This window comes from Photobacterium sp. J15, assembly GCF_963870815.1.
Lineage (GTDB): Bacteria > Pseudomonadota > Gammaproteobacteria > Enterobacterales > Vibrionaceae > Photobacterium > Photobacterium marinum.
The window spans coordinates 2,082,878-2,106,161 of the sequence record NZ_CAWMUI010000001.1 but is presented as its reverse complement, the minus strand read 5'-3'; the positions used below and the strand labels follow the sequence as shown (position 1 = coordinate 2,106,161).

Below are 23,284 nucleotides of genomic sequence, written 5' to 3'. Positions count from 1 at the left end.
AGCTGAGAGTTCGGAACTTGTTAATATCCATAATAAAATCGTACCTATTAAAAACTGATGTCTATAATTATGAAAAAAGGAGAGTGGTGACATTTATGAAATTGACGGTTCTGGCTATAGGTGTTTTGCTGCAATTTATAGCATTGTATATTGCTTTTTATCTGGATATGCCAGGGAATATCTATCTCGCAACTTTAATATCTGTCTTGTCAATTTGTAGTCTAATAACAATTCGGGGACTAATGGCACCGGTTTGTTTGCTCGCAGGGATTTTGATTGGTCTTTCACTTTCACATAATGAATCCGATCTTGAATTTTTGGCTAAATTAGAAGATTCAGTACAAAGCCTTTTGGTTAATGGTTCACATGCTCTCAAAAATATCGAAACAGACGCTATTACCGATTATCTACCTGGAGAGTTGGAATCAACAGCTCTTGCCCGGCAAAAATGATTGAATCGGATAAATTATTCACGCTTTTAATCATAGAAACGGAAGTATTGTTTAAGGAAGCAAGTTCACTAAGAGATTCACCAATCCGAATGTGGTGAATCGTGAATTTTTGTTTAACGTAGACACTGCTATCCTTATTTTTGTAGAACATGTCTTTGGTTTTACTTGGAATTAATATTCGGTTATCCCTTTGGGCAAAAGTATAGCCATTAGTATAAGCAGGATTGAGAGCATATAGTTCGTCACTGTTGATACCAGCATGTTGTGCGATGATATCAAGATTTACCTTTTCGTTAATAATGACTTCGGTAACAACAGGCTCTGCTGAAATCGGTGTCAGATCCAGCTTATATTTGTTTCTGTACTTAACCAGGTTAGTCATTGCCAGAAGTTTAGGTACGTATAATTGTGTTTCTGTTGGAAGTTTTAGTGCCCAAAAATCAGTTGGTTCACCTTGAGAACGGTTTTCTTTAATGGCATTTCTGACTCTTGCCTCACCTGTGTTGTAAGCAGCCAGAGCATGTAACCAGTTTTCGTCAAATCGTTCGTACAGATATTCAAGTAGATCTAAAGCGGCTTCAGTTGAAGATATGATATCCCTGCGTCCATCATAGCCGGCTAAAAATTCCAAACCAAATGTTTTAGCTGTTGGTTCAGTAATTTGCCACAGCCCGGCAGCTCCGCGGTGAGAATAAGCGAATTGATCAAATGAGCTTTCAACAAAGGGCAGTAATGCTATTTCAATAGGCATATCGCGCTTCTTCACCTGCTCATAGATATAGAACAGGAATGGCCGGGCACGTTCAGTAACTGTATCAATATGGTATTGGTTGCTTAGGTACCAGTTCTTATAGTACATAACCTGTTTATTGGGCGGGACTCTTAACGAAAAAGAATGGCCTAAAACCTTCCAAAGGTCTGCCTCAATATTTTTTGCTACTTTCCTGCTTTTTTCTTCGGTTGTCTGAAGTGGCCCTCCGGTAGCAACATAGCTGCCTTCCTGCATTTTTTTGCTGATAATACATTGACTGACAATGTTTTCCGGGAAATTATCAATGTTCATTATCAGTTCTGACTCAATCGTCGGAGGGATAATGACATCATTGAGTCCCTGGCAACCAGCCATTAAGAAAGAGGTAAGCAGGATTAACTTTAACTTCATAGTAGCAACTCGAGGATAAATTCTTGTTATTAGTCACGACACCACTGGAAAAATGCGTTAATCAAAAAAATTAAAGCCATCTTATATTTATAGCAGCATAAAAATACAACGAAGTGTTTTTATCTAAAATTTGCTTCTCGATCCAAATGATGAGAAAGGTTAAATCTAAAGATTGAGACAGGGTTCATTTACTGATTTGGTCAAGTGTTTCCTGTGCTTGTATTAGACTTAAGCTTACTGTTGTGAAGGTTATTAATAGCGTTCTCGCGGTTGTCGTTTGATATACAAGCAGGAGCAGTAATGATGTCTGATTCTATTTATCCGGTGGGTACAGTATTGAAAATTCGCTGTAGTACTTACTGGCATTACGGCATCTCTGATGGTGAAGGCGGTGTTATTCATAATTCGAAGAAAAGACTTCGAGTTCAAATTGATTCTTTGGATGATTTTACTGAAGGAAGGGAGATAGTGGTCAGTTCCATAACCAGTGAGAATCCAAGACGGGCCTTTCATTATGCAAAAAAACATATCGGACGGCCTTATAACCTGTTTAACCAGAATTGTGAGCAGTTTGTTCGCGAAGCTCACGGCCTTGATGTTGAGTGTACCCAGTTTCAGAAGCTTCTGGTGACGTTGACAGGCAGCTATATGGTCGTTAGAGGTGAACAACCAACAATGAAAATGGCAGGGATAGGGATGTTACTGGGCGCGTTGATGTCTCCGTCTGAGCGCTCTCCTTATGGGGGGGCGGCAACAGGAGCCAGGGCAGTAGTGAAAAGCTCCATGTATGTTTCTCAGGTGCTGAGAAAATTGAATATGTTATGACTTAATGAATTGTGAACAATTGGATCTTCGGCACAGAAAAATTCATATTATGCACGTATGTTAATAATAAGTAATTGAGTAAATGCACTAATTCGAGCGAGTTTTTCTGTGACTATTTTAATTGAACGTAATCATGACTTTCCTATGGATAAGATCACCACGCTGTCAGAGCAGATCGCCGGAGAGCTTGAACAGGAATATGGACTGACATGGGCATGGCAGGAAAACAAACTGATGATTAATCATGCTTCAGCAAAGGGTTTTTTGCAGTCAGATGAAGGAAAGATCACCATTGAGCTCAGGTTATTGGGCTTTGCTGCAAGTTTGTTCGCCCCCACGATAGAAAGCCACATATCAGAACGGTTGGATCAGCTGTTATTACCCAACTGATTCATTTAGATTGGTCGCTTCGGCCTTAATAGATCAGATTTGAATTAAAAAGAGCCTTGAAAGAGGCTCTTTTTATATCCTCTTGTGACCTTCCTTCCAGCCCGTCTGCTAAATCGAAAATATTTGATCAAGTCCACGATAAATCCTTGTTTTAGGGAGAACATTCTAATTGAAATTCTTAATCTTAAGTCAAGCAGTCAGGCAATACCCACTGGCTGACAAGTTGTCTCAGATATTAGGAGGACACACTCATGGGCATCTTTAAACAGACTGCGGAAGAATCTAAAAAAGAGCAGATTCGTGACGCTATGGTCTACAACATCTGGTTAGCTGGTTTGGGCGCTTATGCAAAAAGTGCAGATGAAGTTAATCAATTGTCTGATAAAGGCAAGAGCTTATTTGACGAGTTGATCGAGCGTGGTCGTGCGGTTGAGTCAAAAACTAAAGAACGTGTACATACTGCGCGTAGCCACACTTCAGTTGCTATTGAAGAACGCGTACACAACATGGTTCAGAAGTTGATCGGTATTGATAACGAACGTTTGGATCGTGTCGATGACAAGATTGATCACCTGACTGCAAGCATTGAAGCTCTTGTTGAACGTCAGCAAGTAGCTAAACCAGCTGAAAAGAAAGCTGAAAAACCAGCACCTCGTGCCAGAAAAGCAAATGTTGCTCGCCGTAAGCCGGCACCAAAAGCAGCAACACCAGCTGAAAAGAAAGAGCCAGCAGCTAAGGCAGCACCTGTAGCGGCAAAACCAGTTCCAAAAACTGAGCCTGCAGCAGCAAAGCCAGTAACTGAAAAGGCTGATCAAAAAAGCCAGTAGTTGATGCAAGCTACTGATTGAACTTAGCCGGTAACGGCATAACGGTCAGGTATCAGATGAATAAGACCTGATACCTATCAATAGACTTTATGTAATCCAGCGTATTAACGCGGGGGGATAAAATTATGAGCGATAACACAGTAGTTAAAGCGGCTAAAAACGTCGTAGAAAGCGGTGAAGGTATTGCACGCAACATCTGGCTTGCTGGTTTGGGTCTGTACAGCCGCAGCCTTGATGAAGCACAGCAAATTAACGAGAAAACTAACCAAATGTTCGACGAACTTGTTGAACGTGGTAAAGAAGTCGAAATTCAGGCTAAAGAATGCATTGGCAAGAATGCAGAGAAAGCAACAGATGAAGTTGAGGCAGGCATGAATGATTTGTTCTACCGTCTCAGCGGAGTTGACCGTGAGAAGCTTGAGCGTATGGACGAGAAAATCGACAAGCTCACAGCTGCGGTAGAGAAATTGGCAGAAGCAGAGTAACTGCCAGTTCGGGGTTACGTTCATAAAGCCAGCCAGACGATAAAGTAACCCTGTTTTAGGTCTAACTGCCTTTCCCAGTCTGTAGGTGGTTAACCTTTTAGGTTGCGCGTGGGCCATGCACGCGCACCTTTTTTCATTGCTATGTTGCAACTTTGTTATATATGGTCGCCAAGAAAATACCAAACTGCATAAAAAACCGTTGAACTAGGCGTAATATTTCGGAAATTTTGTGATGTTTTACCGCCATGTATTGACCAAACGGGCTTTTTAATCCTACATTTGTTACTGAATTGTAATAAAGGTGGCGTTTATGGATAGTTGGCGCAATAGGGCTTTTAACAAGGTTTTGTTTCGAATCATGCGACAGCGACTCGCCGGTTGTAACACTACTGACGAGATGCGTGATTTGATTTTAAGTATTGATAGCTATGGCGCCTTAATCAGTGCTCCACGGGGAATGGAAGTAACCCCGACTAAGTTTGCTGACACCCCTTGTGACTGGATTGATATGCCACATAGTAGTGGTAATAAGATTATTGTTTATTTTCACGGTGGCGGTTTTTGTTTCAGTAGCCCCCGTATTCATAATGCCTTTCTGGCCCGCCTGGCGAATGCTACCAAATCACGCGGTTTGATGGTTAATTACAGCCTGGCTCCTGAACATCCGTATCCAGCAGCACCAAACGAATGTTTTGCTGTGTATCGGGCATTGTTGATGCACGGTTATCACCCCAACCAAATTATTCTTGCCGGTGACTCTGCTGGTGGAAATCTTACCCTGACAACCTTACTTAGGCTACGCGATGCTAATCTTCCAATGCCGGCGGCTGCAATTATGATTTCGCCAGTTACGGATATGGCCGTAACGGGTGAGTCTGCTTTCAAGAAGTGTAAGGATGATCCATTTTTCGATTTGAGTACGCTGTTGTTGATGCGTAATAACTACATTGGTACGCAGAATCCCTGTGATCCTGATATTTCGCCTTATTACGCACAACTTCATGATCTTCCGCCCATGTTTCTTACCGCGGGGACAGAAGAACTGTTGATGGATGATTCAATTCGATTAGCTGAAAAGATAGGCGATGCTGACGGGGATATCACGCTTCATGTGGTAAAAGGGGTACCGCATGTGTACCCGTTGTTTTACCAGTTAAGCGAAGCCAGAGATGCGATAAAGCTGATGGCGAGTTTTGTTCAGGAAAAATACAAAGAAGCAAAAGCAGAAGTAAAGCCTGAACATAAAGAAGCTAGCTGATTTTATTTTTTAGGGAAAGCTCCACTTGCGATACGGATTTTTAATTACTGGTTATTTTGTAAGTTCAGAAAGCTTCTGTCGCTGGTAATGCCGGGCAGAATCTGACACTTTTCCGCTTTTGCCGGTCTGAATCCATTTTTTGATTCGACCGGCATCGCCGATTGGGGTTAGTTTGCCATACGCGTCCAGCATCACCATGACTAGTTTTTTACCATCGACGTTAGCGATCATTGCCAGACAGCGTCCGGCAACATCCAGATAACCGGTTTTGCTTAAGCCAACTTTCCACTTTTTACCCCGAACCAGAGCGTTAGTATTGGTGTAGGCAAGCTTATATCTTGGCTTTTTGAAATAAGCTGTGTGTACAGAGGTTGTGCTGTATTTGCGAATCTGAGGATACTTATAAGCGGCTTTGACCATTTGGGCGATATCAGCCGCGGTAGAGACGTTATCCGGGCTCAGTCCCGAGCTGTCAACAAAGCGTGTGTTCTTCATGCCTAGAGACCGGGCTTTTTGGTTCATTGCCTTAACGAAGGCATCGTAGCCTCCCGGATAGCTTCTGGCCAGAGCAGCAGATGCCAGGTTCTCAGATGACATGAGTGCAATTCGAATGGTTTCTCCACGGCTTAACTGTGAATCCATTCTGATCCGGGAATAGCCGTTATAGATACGCTCTTTGTCGCTGGGCTCAAAGGTGATTCTTTCTTTAAGCGATAGTTTTGAATCCAATACCACCATTGCTGTCATCAGTTTAGTCAGGGATGCAATTGGCATAATCAGGTCGGCATTTTTTTTGAAAAGAGTCTTGCCGGATTTAAGATCAGTGACATATGTGCTGACTGATGCTGTTTCAATTTTCTTCGGATCGAGCTGCGAGGTTTTTGCTGATACAAAGTTCGATGTTCCGGTCAAAATTAAATAAAAAATCAGCATGATAGCTTTGCCCACAGTGACTCCTTGGCATTTTATGATGAATACTTCATTTCGATTAGCTAATAATTCCCTCAATTAGTAAATAGTGCAAGTGATGATTGTGCAAAGATGACAGGGGAAGTGAGCTATAAGCCCCAAATGGTGATGTTAGCTAGCTCAGGTGTTGGTATTGTCTGAATTCTGAGAATGAAGCTGCGTATTAAGATAGAGGATCAGAGTGTGCCCTGGTCATTTTGTTATGACTGAATCATTTAGAGGCACACTCAGATAAGTCAGAAGTTATATGTCAGGCTGACTGGCGTCGATATATCCTGAATGGTTGATTCCTGGTCACCATCAAATTTTGCCAGAATCGCATATTTACCTTTGGCTAATTTGACACTGACATCGCTGCCGGTTCCGACTGGTTGCCCATCGATATAAAAGCTTGCCGCTTTGTTACTTAGCAGGTGGATATTAAATGATTCCACACCAATCTCTTTTACGATCTGAGCTTCTATATTTTCATTGTACTGAACGAACAGGTTAAAGCTGGCATGGTAGTCAACGTTACCGTCATAATCCATCAAAGCAGACTTTACCTGGAAATTGTTGTTACTGCTGGTAATAGAAAGCTGACCGAAGTGATCTTCAATGGCTTTATTGATCAGTTTTGATGTTGTTTGCTTATTCTCAAAACACGCGCGAATTGACTGATAGGGAGAACACTGGATCTTGCCTGAGATTGCCATTGGCAGCGGGTTGGCAAATTCTTTTTTGAGGCGGGTTACCACATTGTCTTTCAGCGAAGAAAGCTTGTTGTTGTAAATCTCTTTGGATTCTCGTAATGATTCGTTTAAAAGTGCAATTTTATTATTGTGCAGGCGGAGTTGTTCCTGATTATGCTGGATTTTTTTCTGGCTTTGCTTGATGCGCTTTGAAGACTTCTTCATGGCATCAAAGTAGAAGTCAGTTTTCTCTTCTGTGCCGGATAGCATCTCTTTGCTGAGTTTCAGCTGATACTCGTGATAGAGCTGTTGTTCCCGAAGGATGGTGGCCTTAAGTTTTTCGTTTTCTGAACTAAGGGTAAAAATACCGCTGTTGACTTTAGCCAGCTCTTTTAATTCGGTGGTATTGCTGTATTGAGCTCTGATTTGTTTTACTTGCTCGGCTTCAGTCTCTGTTAACAGTGAGGTTGCGTGACCTGAAAAAGAGGCGAGAACAGAAGCAACAAGAATAGCGCGTTTGAACATGGGACGGATAACCTTTGACGTGATTCGCATGAATCTCAGATGTGGTTAATTGGTTTTTATAATCAACACATCTATAACTAGGCTGTCAGTTTAATAACCATTTCGAATAAATGTCATGCTTTTTGTTTTTTTAGACTCAAAAAATCATACATTTATCAAACTTTTGAGCTTCAACATGGGACTGAAATCAAATAAAAATAACGCCATGCTTCTGCATGGCGTTATAGAGAGGGTTGAACGTCACTTATATGGTTGTTAGTTAACCAGTTCGTCCAGCAAATCCTGATGCGTATAGAAAGGTGATTCTGCTGATTCGGTCAGGTACGGCTCGACCATAGAAATCAGGCGCAATACACCGGCACGGATCAAGTCCGTTTCACTGTACTTGTCATCAAGCAGGGTCTGATAATTCAGCCAGTTCAGGCTTACAAGCAGCAAATTATCGGCCAGCAGAGGCAGGCTGTTGTCGTCACACTTCAGTTTGCCCAGGCTGATAAGGTGAGCCAGCATATCATTGCTCAATGTTCGGAGTTTCAGGATCAAAGTACGGATTTTACGTTTGATCTGAGGACTCTGGCTGTTGAGCGTATCAAGGTTCCTGAACAAGAAACGGTAATGAGTAAACAGCGCCATTATGGTGTGCATAAATGGCCAGTAGTCATCGAAATCTTTGACCTGTTTAGGGTACTCATTGCTGATAGTGGTCAACGAGTTTTGAAGCTCGGAGATAAGCGTCGCAACGATTTCATCTTTACCCCTGAAATGGTAGTAAAGGTTACCCGGGCTTATCCCCATTTCTGTTGCAATGATCAGGGTGCTGACCTGCGCGATTCCGTCGCGGTTAAACAGGTCCAGGCTGACTCTTAAAATCCTGTCACGGGTTTTCATTGTCTCTTCCTTGTGTTCCGGAAAGGTAGCTGAACACGCTGTTTTAAATGCAAGTGGCCATAAAAAGCGTTGCTTAGGTGAACAGCTACTTCTCCCGTTAACTTGTTAGACGATTACTCAGTAACAAGGTGCGGCAGTTTTTCACGAAGGAAATCGTATTCTGCCTGCATCTGGCTCTTAATATCGTCACAGATGAAAGATACAAGTGTGCTACCGATCAGAGGTACAGATGACTTAACGGTAACAGACACATTATTCTGAGTGCGGATACCGGTTTCATTAGGTTCGCTAAACATCATCTGGCCGGAGATAGTGGCCGGTACACCGATGATTTCCACCTTCATGTGACACAGCAGTTGTTCATTTTCCTGCCAGTGCCAGGTTTCTTTTTGCTTCACGGTGTTATAGCTACCCAGCAGGCTTTTCAGCATAGCAGGTACATTCGCCGGTACTTCACGCTGAGTTTCGATAGTGAAACCATCGTCAGTTTCTTCAATACTATTGACACGAATGTTTCTGGCACCGAGCGCTTTGTACTTATCTACAATCAGGTCATCTTCGCTGAAATAGCGCAGGATGGTATCCAGATCTTCCTTATAATCGTGAATTGCGGTTATTTGCATAGTGTTACCTTACATATGAATTTCGCGCATGATGCTGGTTAACGCCTTGGCTTCGGCAGAACCTTGTTTGCTAGGATCAGTTTTGTGTTCCTGGCCATCGGTTTCTGGCGAGATGCTGAAGCCGGCATTCATGATTAGTTCGCCCAGTTTCGGGTAAGCGCCATGAATAAAGGCGGCAAATAGGCCTAGGCGGTTTGCGATACGTTTTGGCTTCTCGATAATCGCTTTCACGATTAGGTCGGCAGCTTCATCGGAAGTCAGAAGCGGAATACCACCTTCAGCATTGCGATAGTGGTCGGCAATCATAGGTGTTTCGACCAGCGGCATGTTGATAGTGGTGAAGTTAATGCCCTGTGTGCAAAGCTCAGTAGCTGCAGTGCGGGTAAATGAATCAAGGGCAGACTTAGACGCTGCGTAAGCAGAGAAACGAGGCTGGTTAGTCAATACTGCAATAGAGGAAATATTGATGATATGGCCGGAGTGATCTTCAACCATATTAGGTAGCAAGCCCAGAATCATTCGCAGTGAGCCGAAGTAGTTCAGCTGCATAGTACGTTCGTAGTCGTGCAGGCGCTCAACAGAGTGCATGACGGAACGACGGATAGAGCGACCAGCGTTGTTGATTAGGATATCGACCTTACCATGTCGCTGCTTGATCTCTTCCAGAGTCTGCTGAGCTTCTTCATCTTTGCTCAGGTCGCATTGGTAAATAAATGCGTTACCGCCGCGACGTTCAACTTCATTACGAACTTCTTGCAGACGGTCAAGGTTACGGGCGATAAGAACCAGAGTTGCACCGGTTTCTGCCAGTTTAAGAGCAGTGGTATAACCGATACCGGAAGAAGCACCTGTAAGTGCGATCACTTTACCTTTTACGGTACCTTTCAGAGTGCGCTCAACGTGCAGGGATGGATCCAGGTTACGCTCCCAGTAGTCCCAGATATTGTTAACGTAATCTGGAAGGCGAGGGCAGCTGATGTTACTGTCAGACAACGCGTTCAGCGTATTCGAGCAATCGAACTGAGTCGGATAGTTAAACATCTTCACTGCATCTTTAGGGATGCGCATTTCCTGGCTCAGAGCATCAATAACATTGCGCAGAACCGGCAGGTGGCCAAGCTGTTGCCAGAAGTTGTTCGGGATCATGCGGAACAGGCGCATGTCTAAGCGCATCGCCATGCGTGGCGCGTGGCCTGCTTCGGCAATCATGTTGATAACTTCACCGGCACGGTATGGATCCGGGTCAACGATGTGGAAGCATTTGTTGTCCAGCTCACCTTTATGAGCAATGTGGTCGATGGTGTCGGCCACGTAATCAACCGGAACCAGGTTCAGGCGGCCACCTTCAAGGCCAAGAAGCGGAGTCCACTCAGGCAGTGAGCGACGCAGGCGCTGAATAATCTTGAAGAAGTAGTAAGGGCCGTCGATACGATCGGCTGCACCAGTTTGGGAATCACCGATAACAATACCAGGACGGTAAGCACGCCATGGAATGGTTGCTGTTTCCTGCACCAGCTTTTCAGCGTTGTGTTTGGTAGCGAAGTAGGCGTTTTCAAGGCCTGTTGCTTCGTTGAGCATGTCCTCGCGGAACCAGCCTCGGTACTGACCTGCAACCGCAATAGAACTAATGTAGTGGAAGCAACCGGCGTTAATCCGTTCAGCCAGTCGTAGTGTGTGTTCTGTGCCGTCAATATTGGCACGCATCATCGCTTCTTCGTCAGCTTCCAGATCGTAGATCGCTGCAAAGTGGAAGAAGTTAGTGATTTTGCCTGTCAGTGACTTGATGTCGTCAGCAGACAGGTTGAGGTTTGCTTCCGTGATGGAACCACGGAACGTGTGGAACTTGTTGCGTGGAAGTTCGTATTTTTCAATCAGCTCTAGGAGTCTCTGATCGTCCGCTTCACTGAACGAAAGAACATAGATATCCCCAGGTCGTTTTGCCAGACGTCTGATAAAATTGGAACCGATAAATCCTGTTGCGCCGGTAATGAAAGAATTCATGACCACTCCTTACGCGATTTATAATTTATTTGAAGACAGAGTAATGTAGTTATACTGGTCGGATGACCGAGCCTCAGTGTGCACCTAGTGGCACAAAACCTCAAAGTAAATCACGTAAAAATCTGGACTAGATCAAGATTCCTAAAGGGAATTGCAAAAATTAGAGCATTTGCTCACATTTTGGCTTATTAGATTTGTAATTGACGTTTCTGTCGACATATCTAAATTCAAACTCTGAAGCACCAACTATTTGTATTACTTATGTTTTTTTGTCTGATATTTACTGTTATGGCTGAAGCTTTTTATATGTTTCCTATCAATAGAAAAACGGCATTAATAATATTGCTTCAGTGAATATAGAGACTGGAACTAAAACATGGTGAATTGGCCGACAATGTTCGCTGTCTGTTATTTATGGCAGCAGAGGCGGTTTTTGTTTTTGTGTGAGAGCAGATGATGCCCTGAAATAAAAATCCGCCTTCTTAGAAGGCGGTTTTAATATCAGCCCCCTAAAAGGGGGCGACGACGCTGTTAATTCTTTAACAACTCTAACTGTTGCTCATGCTCAAGCTCTTTTTTGTCTTGATGCCTCACATATCTTCTAATGATTTCTTCATTAACTCCAACGGTGTCGACAAAGTATCCTCTCGCCCAAAAATGATTTCCCCATAACTTCTTTCTGATGTGCGGAAATTTATTAAAAAGCCGTATTGCCGTTCGGCCTTTCAATACACCCATCAAAGTTGAAATCGATACCTTTGGAGGGATTATCGCAACAAGATGAACATGATCAGGCTGGATATTTAGCTCCAAAACCTCGCAATCCTTCATGTTGCAGAGAATGTATACTGAACGATAAAGCTCTTTACCTACATTCCCTTTCAAAATCTTAAATCGGTATTTGGGCGTCCAAACAATATGATATTTACAACGCCAGTAAACATGTGATGAACTTCGATAATCGCCCATGTTAGTTGATCCCTCTTACTTGTGGTGAATAAGAGTTTTTCTTCTAACATGGGCACTTCTACGGGCAATAGCCCCTAGGAGCAATCACCACCGCCATAGGCGGTGGTTTAGGGATGACAATTAAAAATGATGGCATTGCTGGATTTTTTTGAATTCAACCACATAAAATGATGGATTTGCTCCGAGGCGATATCAAGATGGTTTGTTGTTTTTGCTATCAGTTTGTGGAGAGTTCTTAAAACTACGGAAAAAGAGAAATAAAAAAGCGAGAAGGAGTGACCTTCTCGCTTGAGTGTTTTGATTACTTACCTTGCCTGTAGCTACGTGACGTATGTTTTTAGCAAGGAGTAAGAGACGTCAGAAACGTTTAGTTCGCGCTCCAGACCTGAGTTCCAGTTCGCTCGAAGTTGTAACCGCCGAGCTGATCACCTTTGGCCTGAACTTCAGGATCGGCCAGCGCCTGTAGCAATTGCTGCTGCAGGGTGCGGAAGTAGATATTCTTCGGAATAACCAGTTCAAATGCTTCGCGACAAATCGGAATAAAGCCCAGGCCGAATTCACCTGCGGTACTCTGGCTGGCACAACCGACATCAGCCTGACCGCGGGCGATACAAGACGCAAGCTCTCGCTCACTGTTACATACATCGGCCTTAGTCAGCATATCGATGTTGAAAGCATGACCATGAAGCCATTCCTCAAGCGCACGCATACTGCCAGCACCTTCCTGACGAAGTGCCCAGCGCCAGCGGGAAGCCAGTAATTCATGCGGGCTCAGCGAACGGTTGTTAACGCATTCGGCGATCTCATGGCTCACTACCAAACCCTGTTGGCGCTCAAAGGCATGGATCAGTACCCAGTTTTTATGTCCAGGATACTGTTGAATCAGAGCCGGGTGACGTAATGGTGCTTCATCGGCATGGCCCCAGTGAATCGCACACACATCTACATGGCCTTTGCTCAGCATTGACAAGCCTTGTCGTGTACCGGTAGAGGTATAGCCGACAAGTGCAGTGCTACCCAACTGGTTAGCCATCTTGCCGACAATCATTTGCAGCAACGGGTCATCGGAACCTGCAATTAACAGCCGATCGTTCAGTACGCCGTTATGACAGGACTCTAGAAGCCATTGATCTAACATCGCTTTAGGGAACAGCCATTTGCCTGTGACTTTGGTTGCCGGTAACACACCGTCGTTAGCAAGGGCGTAGACTTTCTTTTCGTTAAGATCGAGGTATTCCGCCACCAGTTTGGCGTTCATGAATTCAGGAAAGCTGGTGGACATTATTCATTACCTCCGGCGTTTTCGCCTTTTACATCTAGGGTCAGATTGTCCTGGCCGTTATATACCTGGAATCGATGGCCTTTGGCGCGGGCAATCATGGTAATCCCCAGCTTTTGCGCCAGTTCATAACCCATCTGAGTTGCACCTGAACGTGACAGCAGCACAGGGATCCCCATCTGGGCGACTTTAATTACCATCTCTGAAGTCAGGCGACCTGTGGTATAGAAAATCTTGTCTTCACCTTTTTCGTCTTGTAGCCACATTTCACCAGCCAGCGTGTCGACAGCATTGTGGCGACCTACATCTTCAACAAAAGAGAGGATTTTGGTTCCGCGGCAAACGGCACAGCCGTGAATCGCACCGGCGGCTTTATAGGTAGCGTTATGATGTGTCAGCGCTTCAAGAAGGCCGTATAAACTGGATTGTGTGACACGAGGCTGGGGCAGGGTAACGCCTTCAAGTTTTTTCATTACATTGCCGTACATGGTTCCCTGACCACAACCGGACGTAACGGTTTTCTTGCTGAGTTTCTTTTCCAGCCCGTCTGTATTTTCCCGCGTAACAACGGCGGCGGAATTGGTATCCCAATCAATGATCAGTGATTCGATGGCATCAAGATCTTCGATAAAGCCCTGGTTCTTTAAATAGCCAAGTACTAATGCGGCAGGGCGCTCACCCAGTGTCATCAGAGTGACAACTTCTACCCAGTTCAGGTAGACAGTCAGAGGATGCTCGCAGGCGATTTCTTTTTCCATCATATCGCCGTACTCATCCATCACCTGAACGGTCATGGTCTGATCGACGGAAGATTTGGTTTTAATGATTTTTGGCAATTGGGTCATCAGAGATTCCTGCTGAATCTGTTCATGAGTCTATGCTCGAGAATGCGTATCGCATGAAACTATGTTTGTAACATGGCATATAAGCAAACATCGTTCCAGTTCTTATTAAGTTCTTATTAAGTTCTTATTAAGTTCTTATTAAATTTGTAGGGATATTTTGTCGTAAACAGCAAAAATTCCAGAGTGGAATTAAGTTGGTCTGATATTTGCTTTAACCGCCTTATTCGAGGGTAAACGAGCTAAGAGTAAGGAGTGAGTGTGCCAGAACTACGTAAAGATGAATCCGTATGGCCGATAGCATTTCGACTGGTCTCTGAAGAGAAACAAATTGGTCGTTGGACGACACTTGCCTGGTCTGTAGAGGATGTATGCCTGTATGACGAAGACAAGAAAGACGATGTTGTTCAGTCTGATGACGGATACCTGCTCCCGCTTGAGCTTTACCGTGACGAGCGAACTGAATACCGCTTTAACCTGAGCTCTCAGGACCCGCATTTATTCTTTGTTTGTGAAGAAGACAATGAACAGCTCTCTCCTTTACTGGTAACGGCTGCGCAGAGTGTCGCAAGTAGTTATATGGACGGGGATTATCAGGTTCTGCATATCCAGATCCCGCTTCAGGTTCAGGCCTGGATGGAAGCTTTCATTGGTCGACATGGTGAGCTGATTGAATGTCGTCGTAAACGCGGCGGTAAAGGAAAGAAAGGGCGATCCAGTGGCAACTAATTTTTTCCAGCGTTGGTCCAGCAGAAAGTTAGCCGCCCGAGAGGAACTTAAACAGGAGGCTCTGCAAGAAAAGGTGGCAGATCAACACCTGAATGCTGAAGCTTCAAATGAAGCTGCTAATTCAAAGGAAGTGGCTGATTTTTCTGAGCAGGCAGCAGTTCAAACATCAGCTGCAGTTAACCAAATTTCTGATGATTCTGCCCCGGATGATGAAAGTGGGCATACCGCTCCGACGTTGGAAGATGTTGATGACGTAAGTTACGAAACCGGCGTTGCTTCTTTCATGAAGTCTGATGTTGAAAAGTCAGTAAAAAAAGCTGCATTACGTAAGTTATTTCAATCAGAAGAATTTAATTATATCAGTGACATGGATGATTGTACGGGAGATTACTCCAATCTGACCCCGTTAGATTCCAGTGTTACCAAACAGCTTCGTAACTGGATGGATGAAGTTGTTAATGATCTTGAGCAAGAAGGTGAGGAAACGGAATCAGTGGAGTCAGCAGAACAGACTGAACTTGATTATATTGATATCCATTTTGACCCTAACCAATTGATAGAAAAAGAAGCTTTTGCTTCAAAGACGCAGAAATCTTTCCCTACCTCGGCTGAGGGTGAAACATCGGAAAAAACACAGGAAGAGCAACCTGTGAAAGATGTTTAGATTGCCGAGCAAGATGAATGTGTAAACCGAAGCTAAGCACTCTGTACCAGAGCAAATCCTAAAAAAAAAGCAGTCAGCCGGAGCAGATAACCCATCAAAAATCGGGTTGGGACAAAAAGGGAAAAATAACCTTATTAAAGCCCGGGACATTTTGGCGCAGTGGGAATATTTGTTTGAGACAAAATGTCCCACCAGTAAGAGGCCAAACTGTCTCCTCCCGATTTTGGTTCCTTTTGGGTCATTTTATTCCGTGAAAAGTTGGTTCGGTTATTGCTCTTATAAAGAGTAAGAAGATACCTGTTCGGAATTTTTCCATATAAAAGCAGGACTTCGATCGGCACTGACTGACGGTGACGAGTAGACAGGAATAATAATGTTAAAAAGTACACTAGAAGCGTTTTCTGACAACCTGTTTTCAGACAAGAACGGACAAGCTCGCCAGGCCGCGATTAACGGTACGGTTGAGTTGTCTAACTTGATCCCGCCTACGGTTTCTTACGAAAGCCGTGGCAACCTACTGATCATTGGTGAGCAGGAAACAATTACAACGGCGGCAAGCCAGTTTTCAGAACTGAATTCAGTCACGCTTTTGGCTACAGAAAAAGCAGAGACAGAAAAGGCTGAAAATCTGTACTTCAGCAAAGAGGTGGCTGTGAAAGGTTACCTTGGTGCTTTTGAAGTAACTTGTCGTGTTGAAGGCGCACTTACTGATACCACCGCAAATTTGGCAAAAGTGGCCATTGGCCGTGATTGCTTTGATCTGATTGTTGATATGACAGCAGATGGGGTGGTTGCAACAGAAATTCCGGCTCCCGGTTATTACCGTGTAGGTGCAGGCAAAGGGAAACTGGCTCGTGTTATTGAAGAACTTCCGGCTATGCTGGGAACATTCGATAAGCCTAAATATTTCCGCCTGAATCCGGACAAATGTGCGCACTCATCACGTGGTGTAAGTGGTTGTGACCGTTGTGTTGATGCATGTCCTGCCGGAGCTTTGTCCAGTAATGGTCATGCAATTGAAATCAATCCATACCTTTGTCAGGGCGTTGGTACTTGTGCGATGGCATGCCCTACAGAAGCCATTACATACGCATTGCCGGATCCTGACAATACTCAGCACTTTGTTCATCGTTTACTGACTCGTTACCAGGAAGAGGGCGGAGAGACTCCGACACTTCTGTTTTACGGTAACCGTGACGAGAAAACCCTGGCCGATACGCTGACTAAACTTCCGACAACAGTCATTCCTGTTGCATTGGAAGAATTGGCAACGGTAGGTGTTGATACCTGGTTTAGTGCACTTGCTTATGGTGCCCATCAGGTGCTTCTGGCAACAAATACGGCATATATTCCTGCCACGATTGATCGTGTTCTATCTGAAGAACTGACTATTGCCCAAACTTTCCTGAGCGAACTGGGTTATGAAGCTGACCGCATTACGTTATTTAACTTTGCTGATGCTGAATCTTTCCAGGCATTTGATGCGCCTCTACTTTCTAAAGCTAAGCGTATTGAAGGTGCTAAGCGCGAAAAGCTTTTTGCTGTTCTGGAAATGCTTTATGACGCAGCCGGTCAAAAGCCTGCACATTCTGAACTGCCTGCTGATGCACCTTATGGTTCGGTTGAATGCCAGTCATCTGATTGTACGTTATGCATGAGCTGTGTTGCGGTTTGTCCGACTCGTGCTCTGCATGCGGTAGGTGATCGTCCGGGACTTTTGTTCATTGAACAGGATTGTGTTCAGTGCGGTATGTGTGAAAAGGCATGTCCTGAAAAAGTCATTGCCATGAAACCTGGCCTTAACTGGGATAAGGCAACACGTCAGGAAGTTCGCGTTATTCATGAAGAAGAGGCGGCTTGCTGTACAAGTTGTGGAAAACCATTTGCCCCTGCATCTATGGTGAAAATGCTGACTGAGAAGTTACAAGGTCACTCTCATTTCCAGGGCGATGCTATTCGTCGTCTGGCTATGTGTGAAGACTGCCGTGTACGAGATGTGTTTTCGAAAATCGAAAACGATCCAGAAAGCCAGCTAAGAGTGTAAGGAGCAGAAAATGGAACAGGTAACGGTGAATCAGCAACACGAACAATCACAACTTCGCGTCGAGATCTACTCCATGCTGGCACATCTGCTGCGTAAAGCTCCGGATGAGAATGCCATCAACTGGCTGGCAGAACTGGATGTCGAAGACACTCAGCATCAAACCAACGAGATGGCTGCTGCCTGGCCGCTGCTTAAGCTGGCTGCGCAGAAGGCAAATCTTATCGCCCTTGAAGAAGAATATCAGGATCTGTTTATCGGCATTGGTCGTGGTGACGTGGTGCCATTTGGCTCCTGGTATCTGACAGGGTCTCTGATGGAAATGCCTCTGGCTCATCTGCGACGTGATCTGGCTGTGCTTGGTTTCCAGCGGGATGAATCGGTGAAAGAACCGGAAGATCATATTGCTGCACTGCTTGAAGTGATGGCAATGCTGGTGGAAGAGGGACAAGAGCACTTCCAGAAGACATTCTTCAACCGCCATATCGCCCCTTGGTTTGAGAAGTTCTTTGCCGATGTGAAAGCGGCTGAAAGTGCAGTGTTCTACTGTGCCGTCGGCGAGCTGGCACTGCAATTTTTAACCGTAGAGAAAACGCGTTTCCTTGAAGCAAAGTAATCTTTGTTTTCAATCGCTTTTTGTTACGACGTAACTATAGAAAAACAAAATAATCGATTTCTTGCTGGTGGCTGTTGTAGCCACTTACAGAATAACGATAACGGAGCAAGCTTTAATGAGTGAGCAAAAGAAACCCAATGAAGGCCGTCGCCAACTGTTGAAAAACATTGGTCTGACTATGGCTGCTGGCGCTGTTGCTGCTGGCACAACGACTGTTGCCAATGCGGCAGGTGATAAGCCAGAAAATAAAAAAGAGACTAAAACAACCGGCTATCGCGAAACTCAGCATATTCGTGATTACTACGAAACCTTGTAAGGCGGAGCAATAAATGAAACTGACTAAACGTTCCGACAAAGTGAGCAAGGACGAAAACCAGCTAGGTATTTCTCGTCGTTCCTTCATCCGTAACTCTTCACTGGCTGCGGCTGGTGGTATTGCTGGTGCAGGCATGTTTGCACCGGGCATGATGAAAAAAGCAGAAGCAAAAACTGTTGACCCTGAAGCGCCTGTAGAAATCAAGCGTACTATCTGTTCTCACTGTTCTGTGGGCTGTGGTATTTACGCTGAAGTACAGGAAGGTGTCTGGACCGGGCAAGAACCCGCTTTTGACCACCCTATTAATGCCGGTGGACACTGTGCTAAAGGTGCTGCGCTGCGTGAACACGGCCATGGTGAGCGCCGTGTGAAATACCCAATGAAGCTTGTTAACGGCAAGTGGAAGAAACTGAGCTGGGAACAGGCTCTGGACGAAATCAGTAAGAAAGCACTGAAAATCCGTGAAGAGTCCGGCCCGGATTCCGTTTACTGGCTGGGTTCAGCAAAACACAACAACGAGCAGGCTTACCTGTTCCGTAAAATGGTATCTATGTGGGGTACCAACAACGTTGACCATCAGGCGCGTATCTGTCACTCAACCACGGTTGCCGGTGTAGCAAACACCTGGGGTTACGGTGCGATGACGAACTCGCTGAATGACATGCACAACTGTAAGTCGATGCTGTTCATCGGTTCGAACGCCGCTGAAGCACACCCGGTAGCAATGCAGCACATCCTGATCGCGAAAGAGAAGAACAACTGTAAGATCGTTGTTGCTGACCCGCGTCGTACCCGTACTGCGGCGAAATCTGATCACTATGTATCTCTGCGCCCGGGTTCTGACGTTGCTTTCATCTGGGGTGTGTTGTACCACATCTTCAAAAACGGCTGGGAAGACAAAGAGTTTATCCGTCAACGCGTTTGGGGTATGGATGAAGTTCGCGCTGAAGTGGCGAAATGGACCCCTGCAGAAGTTGAGCGCGTAACCGGTGTGCCTGAAGCAGAGGTTTACCAGACTGCGAAACTGCTGTCTGAAAACCGTCCGGGCTGTGTTGTTTGGTGTATGGGTGGTACTCAGCACACCACTGGTAACAACAACACTCGTGCTTACTGTATTCTTGAGCTTGCTCTGGGCAACATGGGTAAAGCGGGCGGTGGTGCAAACATCTTCCGTGGTCACGATAACGTACAGGGTGCAACAGACTTCGGCGTTCTTTCTGACAACCTGCCTGGCTACTACGGCTTGTCTGAAGGTGCATGGAAACACTGGTCTCGCGTATGGGATGTTGATTACGAATGGTTGAAAGGTCGTTTTGACCAGGCAGATTACCGCGGTAAGAAGCCGATGAACAACGCTGGTATTCCTGTTTCTCGCTGGATCGACGGCGTATTGGAAGACAAGGCTAACATCGAGCAGAACGATAACATTCGAGCCATGTTCTACTGGGGTCACGCGGTTAACTCGCAGACTCGTGGTCCAGAAATGCGCAAAGCAATGGGCAAACTGGATATGATGGTTATTGTTGACCCATACCCAGGCGTAGCGTCTGTAATGAACGGCCGTACCGATGACGTGTACCTGCTGCCTGCATCAACTCAGTTTGAAACTACCGGTTCTGTAACGGCAACTAACCGTTCGATCCAGTGGCGTGACCAGGTTATCGAGCCTCTGTTCGAATCTAAACCTGACCACGAAATCATGTACCTGCTGACTAAGCGTCTGGGCTTTGCTGATAAGCTGTTTAAGCACATCAACGTTGAAAACAGCCAGCCAGTAATCGAAGACATTACCCGTGAATTTAACAAAGGTATGTGGACTATCGGTTACACAGGTCAGAGCCCTGAGCGTATCAAAGCGCACCAGCGTAACTGGCACACTTTCAACCGTACAACGCTTGAAGCAGAAGGCGGTGAAGTAAGCGGTGAAACTTACGGTCTGCCTTGGCCATGTTGGGGTACACCTGAGATGAAACACCCGGGTACCCACATTCTTTACGATACATCGAAGCCTGTTGCTCAGGGTGGCGGTAACTTCCGTGCGCGTTTCGGTGTTCAGTACCAAGGTGAAAGCCTGCTGGCAGAAGATAGCTACTCACTTGGTTGTGAGCTGGAAGACGGCTATCCGGAATTTTCTGACAAGCTGCTGAAACAGCTTGGTTGGTGGGATGACCTGACTGAAGAAGAAAAAGCAGCGGCTGAAGGTAAGAACTGGAAGACCGACCTTTCTGGCGGTATCCAGCGTGTTGCAATCAAGCATGGCTGTATTCCTTACGGTAACGCAAAAGCTCGTGCCAAAGTATGGACATTCCCGGATGCCGTACCTCTGCACCGTGAACCACTTTACACACCACGACGTGACCTTGTAACAGATTACCCGACATGGGATGACAGCGAATCTAAATTCCGTCTGCCAACGCTGTACAAGTCTATCCAGGAGAAAGATGTATCCGGCGAATACCCGATCATCCTGACTTCAGGCCGACTGGTTGAGTACGAAGGTGGTGGTGAAGAAACCCGTTCGAACCCGTGGCTGGCAGAACTTCAGCAGGAAATGTTTGTTGAGGTGAACCCGAAAGATGCGAACGATCTTGGCTTCAAAGACGGCGACATGGTGTGGGTTGAAGGTGCCGAGAAGGGTCGCATCCACGTTAAGGCGATGGTAACTCGCCGCGTTAAGCCTGGTCTGGCATTCATTCCGTTCCACTTCGGCGGTAAGTTCCAGGGTGAAGACCTGCGCGACAGATACCCAGAAGGCAGTGCTCCGTATGTAACCGGCGAATCAGCAAACATCGCTACTACGTACGGCTACGATCCTGTTACCCAGATGCAGGAAACTAAAGTAACCCTTTGTAAGATCTCTAAAGCGTAAGGAGTCATTCTGATGGCACGTATGAAATTTCTTTGTGACTCTAAGCGTTGTATCGAATGCAACGGTTGTGTGACAGCCTGTAAAAACGAAAACGATGATGCTCTTGAGTGGGGCATCCAGCGCCGCCGCGTTGTAACCCTGAACGATGGCGAGCCGGGTGAAACGTCAATCTCAGTTGCTTGTATGCACTGTACAGATGCTCCGTGTATGGCGGTTTGTCCTGCAGACTGTTTCGAGCAGACTGAAGACGGCATTGTTCGCCATAACAAAGACCTGTGTATCGGTTGTGGTTATTGCCTGTTTGCCTGTCCGTTTGGTGCACCTCAGTTCCCTAAACATGGTGCGTTCGCTGAGCGCGGTAAGATGGACAAATGTACTTTCTGTTCCGGTGGTCCGGGTGTTGAGCCTGGTTCTCTGGAAGAGAAGCAGAAATACGGTGCTAACCGTATTGCTGAAGGCAAGCTGCCGATGTGTGCATCTTTGTGTTCGACTAAAGCACTGCTGGCAGGTGATGCAGAGAAAATCTCTGCTATCTACCGCGAGCGTGTGGTAACCCGTGGTGCTAAAGAAGCTGGTTGGGCTATGTCTGAAGCACTGGATGCAGGCAAAGTACGCAAAGCGTAACTGCCTCACTTAACCAGTACCTTGGGTACTGAACGGCTTCAGCCTGATTTCAGGCTGAAGCCATGATTCATCAATACTGTTTTAAAACAGTCGGGAGTTTTAATGACTAAGCGAATTCAACGCTGGTTTACCATGCTGGTTACTGCATTCATGCTGACATTTTCGCTGTCGGCGTTAGCCAGCGATGAGGCCGGTCAAAATACTGGTATTGAGCGCTTGGGTGAAACTGTGGTTCAGAAAGAAATCACTGGTTTTGCCGGTGCTGACTATTGGCGCATGGTCAAGGATGGTCAGGAAGGTTACACCACATCTCGTTCACCGGAGCACGGTGTGCTGATTTCCGTTCCGGGACAGACATGGTTCATTCTGAAAGAGAAGTGGATGTCTCCACTGGGCGCGCTGGCAATCTTCGGCAGCCTTGCAATGGTGGCGCTGGCTTATTTTGTTATTGGTCCGCTGAAACTGAGCAAGCCGAAAACGGGCCGCAAGATCAAACGCTGGAGCCGTCTGGATCGTGCGCTTCACTGGAGCATGGCATTCACTTTCCTTACGTTGGCTTTCAGTGGCCTGACGCTGGTTTACGGCAAACACTTTATTAAACCTGTTGTGCCGACTGAGCTTTGGAGCTGGATCATCTATGCAGCAAAGCAGTACCACAACTACATTGGTCCTATTTTCGCCGTTCTGCTAACTGTTGTTCTGCTTAAGTGGTGGCGTAAGAGTATCTTCACTATGGTAGACGTGAAGTGGTTCATGAAAATGGGCGGCATGGTAGGTAAGTACAAAGGTACACACCCGTCGGCAGGTTTCTCTAACGGTGGTGAAAAAGCAATCTTCTGGCTGCTGATTTTCTTCGGTGCATTTATCACTGTGAGTGGTTTTGTTCTGGATTTCCCGCTGTTCGGTCAGACTCGTCGTGATATGGAGCTGTCTAACCTTGTTCACATGCTGTCAGCACTGATCCTGATCTGTGGTTTCATCTTCCACATCTACATCGGTCTGTTCGGTATGGAAGCTGCACTGGATGGCATGATCACCGGTGAAGTAGATGAGACTTGGGCGAAAGAGCACCATGACCTGTGGTATGAAGAAGTGAAAGATCTTCCGGAAAACCAGCCAGGTTATAACGCAAAAGCTGAAGCTGAGCTAAAGGCCGAGGCCGCTAAGCAAAACGCCTGATAACAGCTGTTGTTATTTCTTGGTTTCAACGTTTGATAAAAAAGCCGGTGATTTGATTCACCGGCTTTTTAGTTTGAGCT

Annotated in this window: 23 protein-coding genes; 14 read left to right on the top strand and 9 right to left on the bottom strand. The window is 45.6% G+C overall.

Going from position 1 to position 23,284, the window contains the following annotated elements; translation table 11 throughout:
* The first annotated feature begins 95 nt into the window (after positions 1-95).
* Positions 96-452 carry a hypothetical protein gene (locus tag AACQ93_RS09695; protein WP_157097549.1) on the top strand — a complete coding sequence of 119 codons (357 nt, stop codon included), beginning with the start codon at positions 96-98 and terminating at the stop codon, positions 450-452.
* Here AACQ93_RS09695 and AACQ93_RS09690 read toward each other — a convergent pair.
* A complete protein-coding gene (locus tag AACQ93_RS09690; protein ID WP_064604562.1) occupies positions 397-1,614 on the bottom strand; it encodes a transglycosylase SLT domain-containing protein in 1,218 nt (405 codons plus the stop codon). The two genes, AACQ93_RS09695 and AACQ93_RS09690, sit on opposite strands and share 56 nt — an antisense overlap.
* A gap of 300 nt (positions 1,615-1,914) precedes the next feature.
* Here AACQ93_RS09690 and AACQ93_RS09685 point away from each other — a divergent pair, with 300 nt between their 5' ends.
* The 5 genes from AACQ93_RS09685 to AACQ93_RS09665 all read left to right on the top strand — a co-directional run bounded on the left by AACQ93_RS09685 (position 1,915) and on the right by AACQ93_RS09665 (position 5,399).
* Complete coding sequence (locus AACQ93_RS09685) at positions 1,915-2,439, top strand: lecithin retinol acyltransferase family protein (RefSeq protein WP_198160117.1); 525 nt, start codon at positions 1,915-1,917, stop codon at positions 2,437-2,439.
* Positions 2,440-2,547: 108 nt separating this feature from the next.
* Positions 2,548-2,829 carry a polyhydroxyalkanoic acid system family protein gene (locus tag AACQ93_RS09680; RefSeq protein WP_036801462.1) on the top strand — a complete coding sequence of 94 codons (282 nt, stop codon included), beginning with the start codon at positions 2,548-2,550 and terminating at the stop codon, positions 2,827-2,829.
* A gap of 251 nt (positions 2,830-3,080) precedes the next feature.
* Positions 3,081-3,656, top strand: coding sequence for a phasin-related domain-containing protein (locus AACQ93_RS09675; RefSeq protein ID WP_064604560.1), 576 nt, complete (start codon positions 3,081-3,083; stop codon positions 3,654-3,656).
* 125 nt (positions 3,657-3,781) lie between these two features.
* Positions 3,782-4,141, top strand: coding sequence for a phasin family protein (locus AACQ93_RS09670; RefSeq protein WP_007470450.1), 360 nt, complete (start codon positions 3,782-3,784; stop codon positions 4,139-4,141).
* Positions 4,142-4,499: 358 nt separating this feature from the next.
* Positions 4,500-5,399 carry an alpha/beta hydrolase gene (locus AACQ93_RS09665; RefSeq protein ID WP_232323304.1) on the top strand — a complete coding sequence of 300 codons (900 nt, stop codon included), beginning with the start codon at positions 4,500-4,502 and terminating at the stop codon, positions 5,397-5,399.
* A 51-nt stretch (positions 5,400-5,450) separates the two neighbouring features.
* Here AACQ93_RS09665 and pbpG read toward each other — a convergent pair whose 3' ends face one another.
* From pbpG to fdhD, 8 genes are all read right to left on the bottom strand, one after another.
* Entirely contained in the window at positions 5,451-6,347 is an 897-nt protein-coding gene (pbpG, locus tag AACQ93_RS09660) for a D-alanyl-D-alanine endopeptidase (protein WP_157097548.1), read from the bottom strand.
* A gap of 257 nt (positions 6,348-6,604) precedes the next feature.
* A complete protein-coding gene (locus AACQ93_RS09655; protein ID WP_064604552.1) occupies positions 6,605-7,564 on the bottom strand; it encodes a hypothetical protein in 960 nt (319 codons plus the stop codon).
* Positions 7,565-7,819: 255 nt separating this feature from the next.
* Positions 7,820-8,452 (bottom strand): TetR/AcrR family transcriptional regulator, encoded by a 633-nt coding sequence (locus AACQ93_RS09650; RefSeq protein WP_064604550.1) that lies wholly within the window; start codon positions 8,450-8,452, stop codon positions 7,820-7,822.
* 113 nt (positions 8,453-8,565) lie between these two features.
* Complete coding sequence (locus tag AACQ93_RS09645) at positions 8,566-9,075, bottom strand: DUF2505 domain-containing protein (protein ID WP_007470466.1); 510 nt, start codon at positions 9,073-9,075, stop codon at positions 8,566-8,568.
* A 9-nt stretch (positions 9,076-9,084) separates the two neighbouring features.
* Positions 9,085-11,076: an SDR family oxidoreductase gene (locus AACQ93_RS09640; RefSeq protein WP_064604548.1), complete on the bottom strand. Its 1,992-nt coding sequence runs from the start codon at positions 11,074-11,076 to the stop codon at positions 9,085-9,087.
* 531 nt (positions 11,077-11,607) lie between these two features.
* Positions 11,608-12,045, bottom strand: a complete 438-nt coding sequence (gene tnpA / locus AACQ93_RS09635; RefSeq protein ID WP_064604546.1) for an IS200/IS605 family transposase — start codon at positions 12,043-12,045, stop codon at positions 11,608-11,610.
* Positions 12,046-12,412: 367 nt separating this feature from the next.
* Complete coding sequence (locus AACQ93_RS09630; protein ID WP_007470470.1) at positions 12,413-13,327, bottom strand: helix-turn-helix transcriptional regulator; 915 nt, start codon at positions 13,325-13,327, stop codon at positions 12,413-12,415.
* The gene (fdhD, locus tag AACQ93_RS09625) at positions 13,327-14,169 is read right to left on the bottom strand and encodes a formate dehydrogenase accessory sulfurtransferase FdhD (RefSeq protein ID WP_007470472.1); all 843 of its coding nucleotides are present in this window, start codon (positions 14,167-14,169) and stop codon (positions 13,327-13,329) included. The genes AACQ93_RS09630 and fdhD overlap by 1 nt, the downstream gene beginning before the upstream one ends.
* A 258-nt stretch (positions 14,170-14,427) precedes the next feature.
* On the opposite strand from fdhD, the gene AACQ93_RS09620 reads away from it, so the two are divergent.
* The 8 genes from AACQ93_RS09620 (at position 14,428) to AACQ93_RS09585 (ending at position 23,204) form a co-directional block, all read left to right on the top strand.
* Complete coding sequence (locus AACQ93_RS09620) at positions 14,428-14,895, top strand: DUF3305 domain-containing protein (protein ID WP_007470473.1); 468 nt, start codon at positions 14,428-14,430, stop codon at positions 14,893-14,895.
* Positions 14,885-15,559, top strand: a complete 675-nt coding sequence (locus tag AACQ93_RS09615; protein ID WP_064604544.1) for a DUF3306 domain-containing protein — start codon at positions 14,885-14,887, stop codon at positions 15,557-15,559. Before AACQ93_RS09620 ends, AACQ93_RS09615 begins: the two co-directional genes overlap by 11 nt.
* 373 nt (positions 15,560-15,932) lie before the next feature.
* Complete coding sequence (locus AACQ93_RS09610; protein WP_064604542.1) at positions 15,933-17,603, top strand: 4Fe-4S dicluster domain-containing protein; 1,671 nt, start codon at positions 15,933-15,935, stop codon at positions 17,601-17,603.
* A gap of 10 nt (positions 17,604-17,613) precedes the next feature.
* Positions 17,614-18,216: a TorD/DmsD family molecular chaperone gene (locus tag AACQ93_RS09605; protein ID WP_007470479.1), complete on the top strand. Its 603-nt coding sequence runs from the start codon at positions 17,614-17,616 to the stop codon at positions 18,214-18,216.
* Positions 18,217-18,331: 115 nt separating this feature from the next.
* A complete protein-coding gene (locus AACQ93_RS09600) occupies positions 18,332-18,532 on the top strand; it encodes a formate dehydrogenase (RefSeq protein ID WP_007470482.1) in 201 nt (66 codons plus the stop codon).
* A gap of 13 nt (positions 18,533-18,545) precedes the next feature.
* Positions 18,546-21,401, top strand: a complete 2,856-nt coding sequence (locus AACQ93_RS09595) for a formate dehydrogenase subunit alpha (protein ID WP_064604540.1) — start codon at positions 18,546-18,548, stop codon at positions 21,399-21,401.
* Positions 21,402-21,413: 12 nt separating this feature from the next.
* A complete protein-coding gene (gene fdh3B / locus AACQ93_RS09590) occupies positions 21,414-22,025 on the top strand; it encodes a formate dehydrogenase FDH3 subunit beta (RefSeq protein ID WP_007470486.1) in 612 nt (203 codons plus the stop codon).
* A 102-nt stretch (positions 22,026-22,127) separates the two neighbouring features.
* A complete protein-coding gene (locus tag AACQ93_RS09585) occupies positions 22,128-23,204 on the top strand; it encodes a formate dehydrogenase subunit gamma (RefSeq protein WP_064604538.1) in 1,077 nt (358 codons plus the stop codon).
* Positions 23,205-23,284: the final 80 nt, after the last annotated feature.

Excerpts from the sequence above, each read along its gene's own strand:
- AACQ93_RS09670 (WP_007470450.1), top strand. The coding sequence starts at position 3,782 with ATGAGCGATAACACAGTAGTTAAAGCGGCTAAAAACGTCGTAGAAAGC.
- AACQ93_RS09630 (WP_007470470.1), bottom strand. The coding sequence starts at position 13,327 with ATGTCCACCAGCTTTCCTGAATTCATGAACGCCAAACTGGTGGCGGAA.
- AACQ93_RS09675 (WP_064604560.1), top strand. The coding sequence starts at position 3,081 with ATGGGCATCTTTAAACAGACTGCGGAAGAATCTAAAAAAGAGCAGATT.
- AACQ93_RS09645 (WP_007470466.1), bottom strand. The coding sequence starts at position 9,075 with ATGCAAATAACCGCAATTCACGATTATAAGGAAGATCTGGATACCATC.
- AACQ93_RS09595 (WP_064604540.1), top strand. The coding sequence starts at position 18,546 with ATGAAACTGACTAAACGTTCCGACAAAGTGAGCAAGGACGAAAACCAG.
- AACQ93_RS09600 (WP_007470482.1), top strand. The coding sequence starts at position 18,332 with ATGAGTGAGCAAAAGAAACCCAATGAAGGCCGTCGCCAACTGTTGAAA.
- AACQ93_RS09605 (WP_007470479.1), top strand. The coding sequence starts at position 17,614 with ATGGAACAGGTAACGGTGAATCAGCAACACGAACAATCACAACTTCGC.
- AACQ93_RS09650 (WP_064604550.1), bottom strand. The coding sequence starts at position 8,452 with ATGAAAACCCGTGACAGGATTTTAAGAGTCAGCCTGGACCTGTTTAAC.
- fdhD (WP_007470472.1), bottom strand. The coding sequence starts at position 14,169 with ATGACCCAATTGCCAAAAATCATTAAAACCAAATCTTCCGTCGATCAG.
- AACQ93_RS09655 (WP_064604552.1), bottom strand. The coding sequence starts at position 7,564 with ATGTTCAAACGCGCTATTCTTGTTGCTTCTGTTCTCGCCTCTTTTTCA.
- AACQ93_RS09665 (WP_232323304.1), top strand. The coding sequence starts at position 4,500 with ATGCGACAGCGACTCGCCGGTTGTAACACTACTGACGAGATGCGTGAT.
- tnpA (WP_064604546.1), bottom strand. The coding sequence starts at position 12,045 with ATGGGCGATTATCGAAGTTCATCACATGTTTACTGGCGTTGTAAATAT.
- AACQ93_RS09640 (WP_064604548.1), bottom strand. The coding sequence starts at position 11,076 with ATGAATTCTTTCATTACCGGCGCAACAGGATTTATCGGTTCCAATTTT.
- AACQ93_RS09685 (WP_198160117.1), top strand. The coding sequence starts at position 1,915 with ATGATGTCTGATTCTATTTATCCGGTGGGTACAGTATTGAAAATTCGC.
- AACQ93_RS09690 (WP_064604562.1), bottom strand. The coding sequence starts at position 1,614 with ATGAAGTTAAAGTTAATCCTGCTTACCTCTTTCTTAATGGCTGGTTGC.
- AACQ93_RS09695 (WP_157097549.1), top strand. The coding sequence starts at position 96 with ATGAAATTGACGGTTCTGGCTATAGGTGTTTTGCTGCAATTTATAGCA.
- AACQ93_RS09610 (WP_064604542.1), top strand. The coding sequence starts at position 15,933 with ATGTTAAAAAGTACACTAGAAGCGTTTTCTGACAACCTGTTTTCAGAC.
- fdh3B (WP_007470486.1), top strand. The coding sequence starts at position 21,414 with ATGGCACGTATGAAATTTCTTTGTGACTCTAAGCGTTGTATCGAATGC.
- AACQ93_RS09585 (WP_064604538.1), top strand. The coding sequence starts at position 22,128 with ATGACTAAGCGAATTCAACGCTGGTTTACCATGCTGGTTACTGCATTC.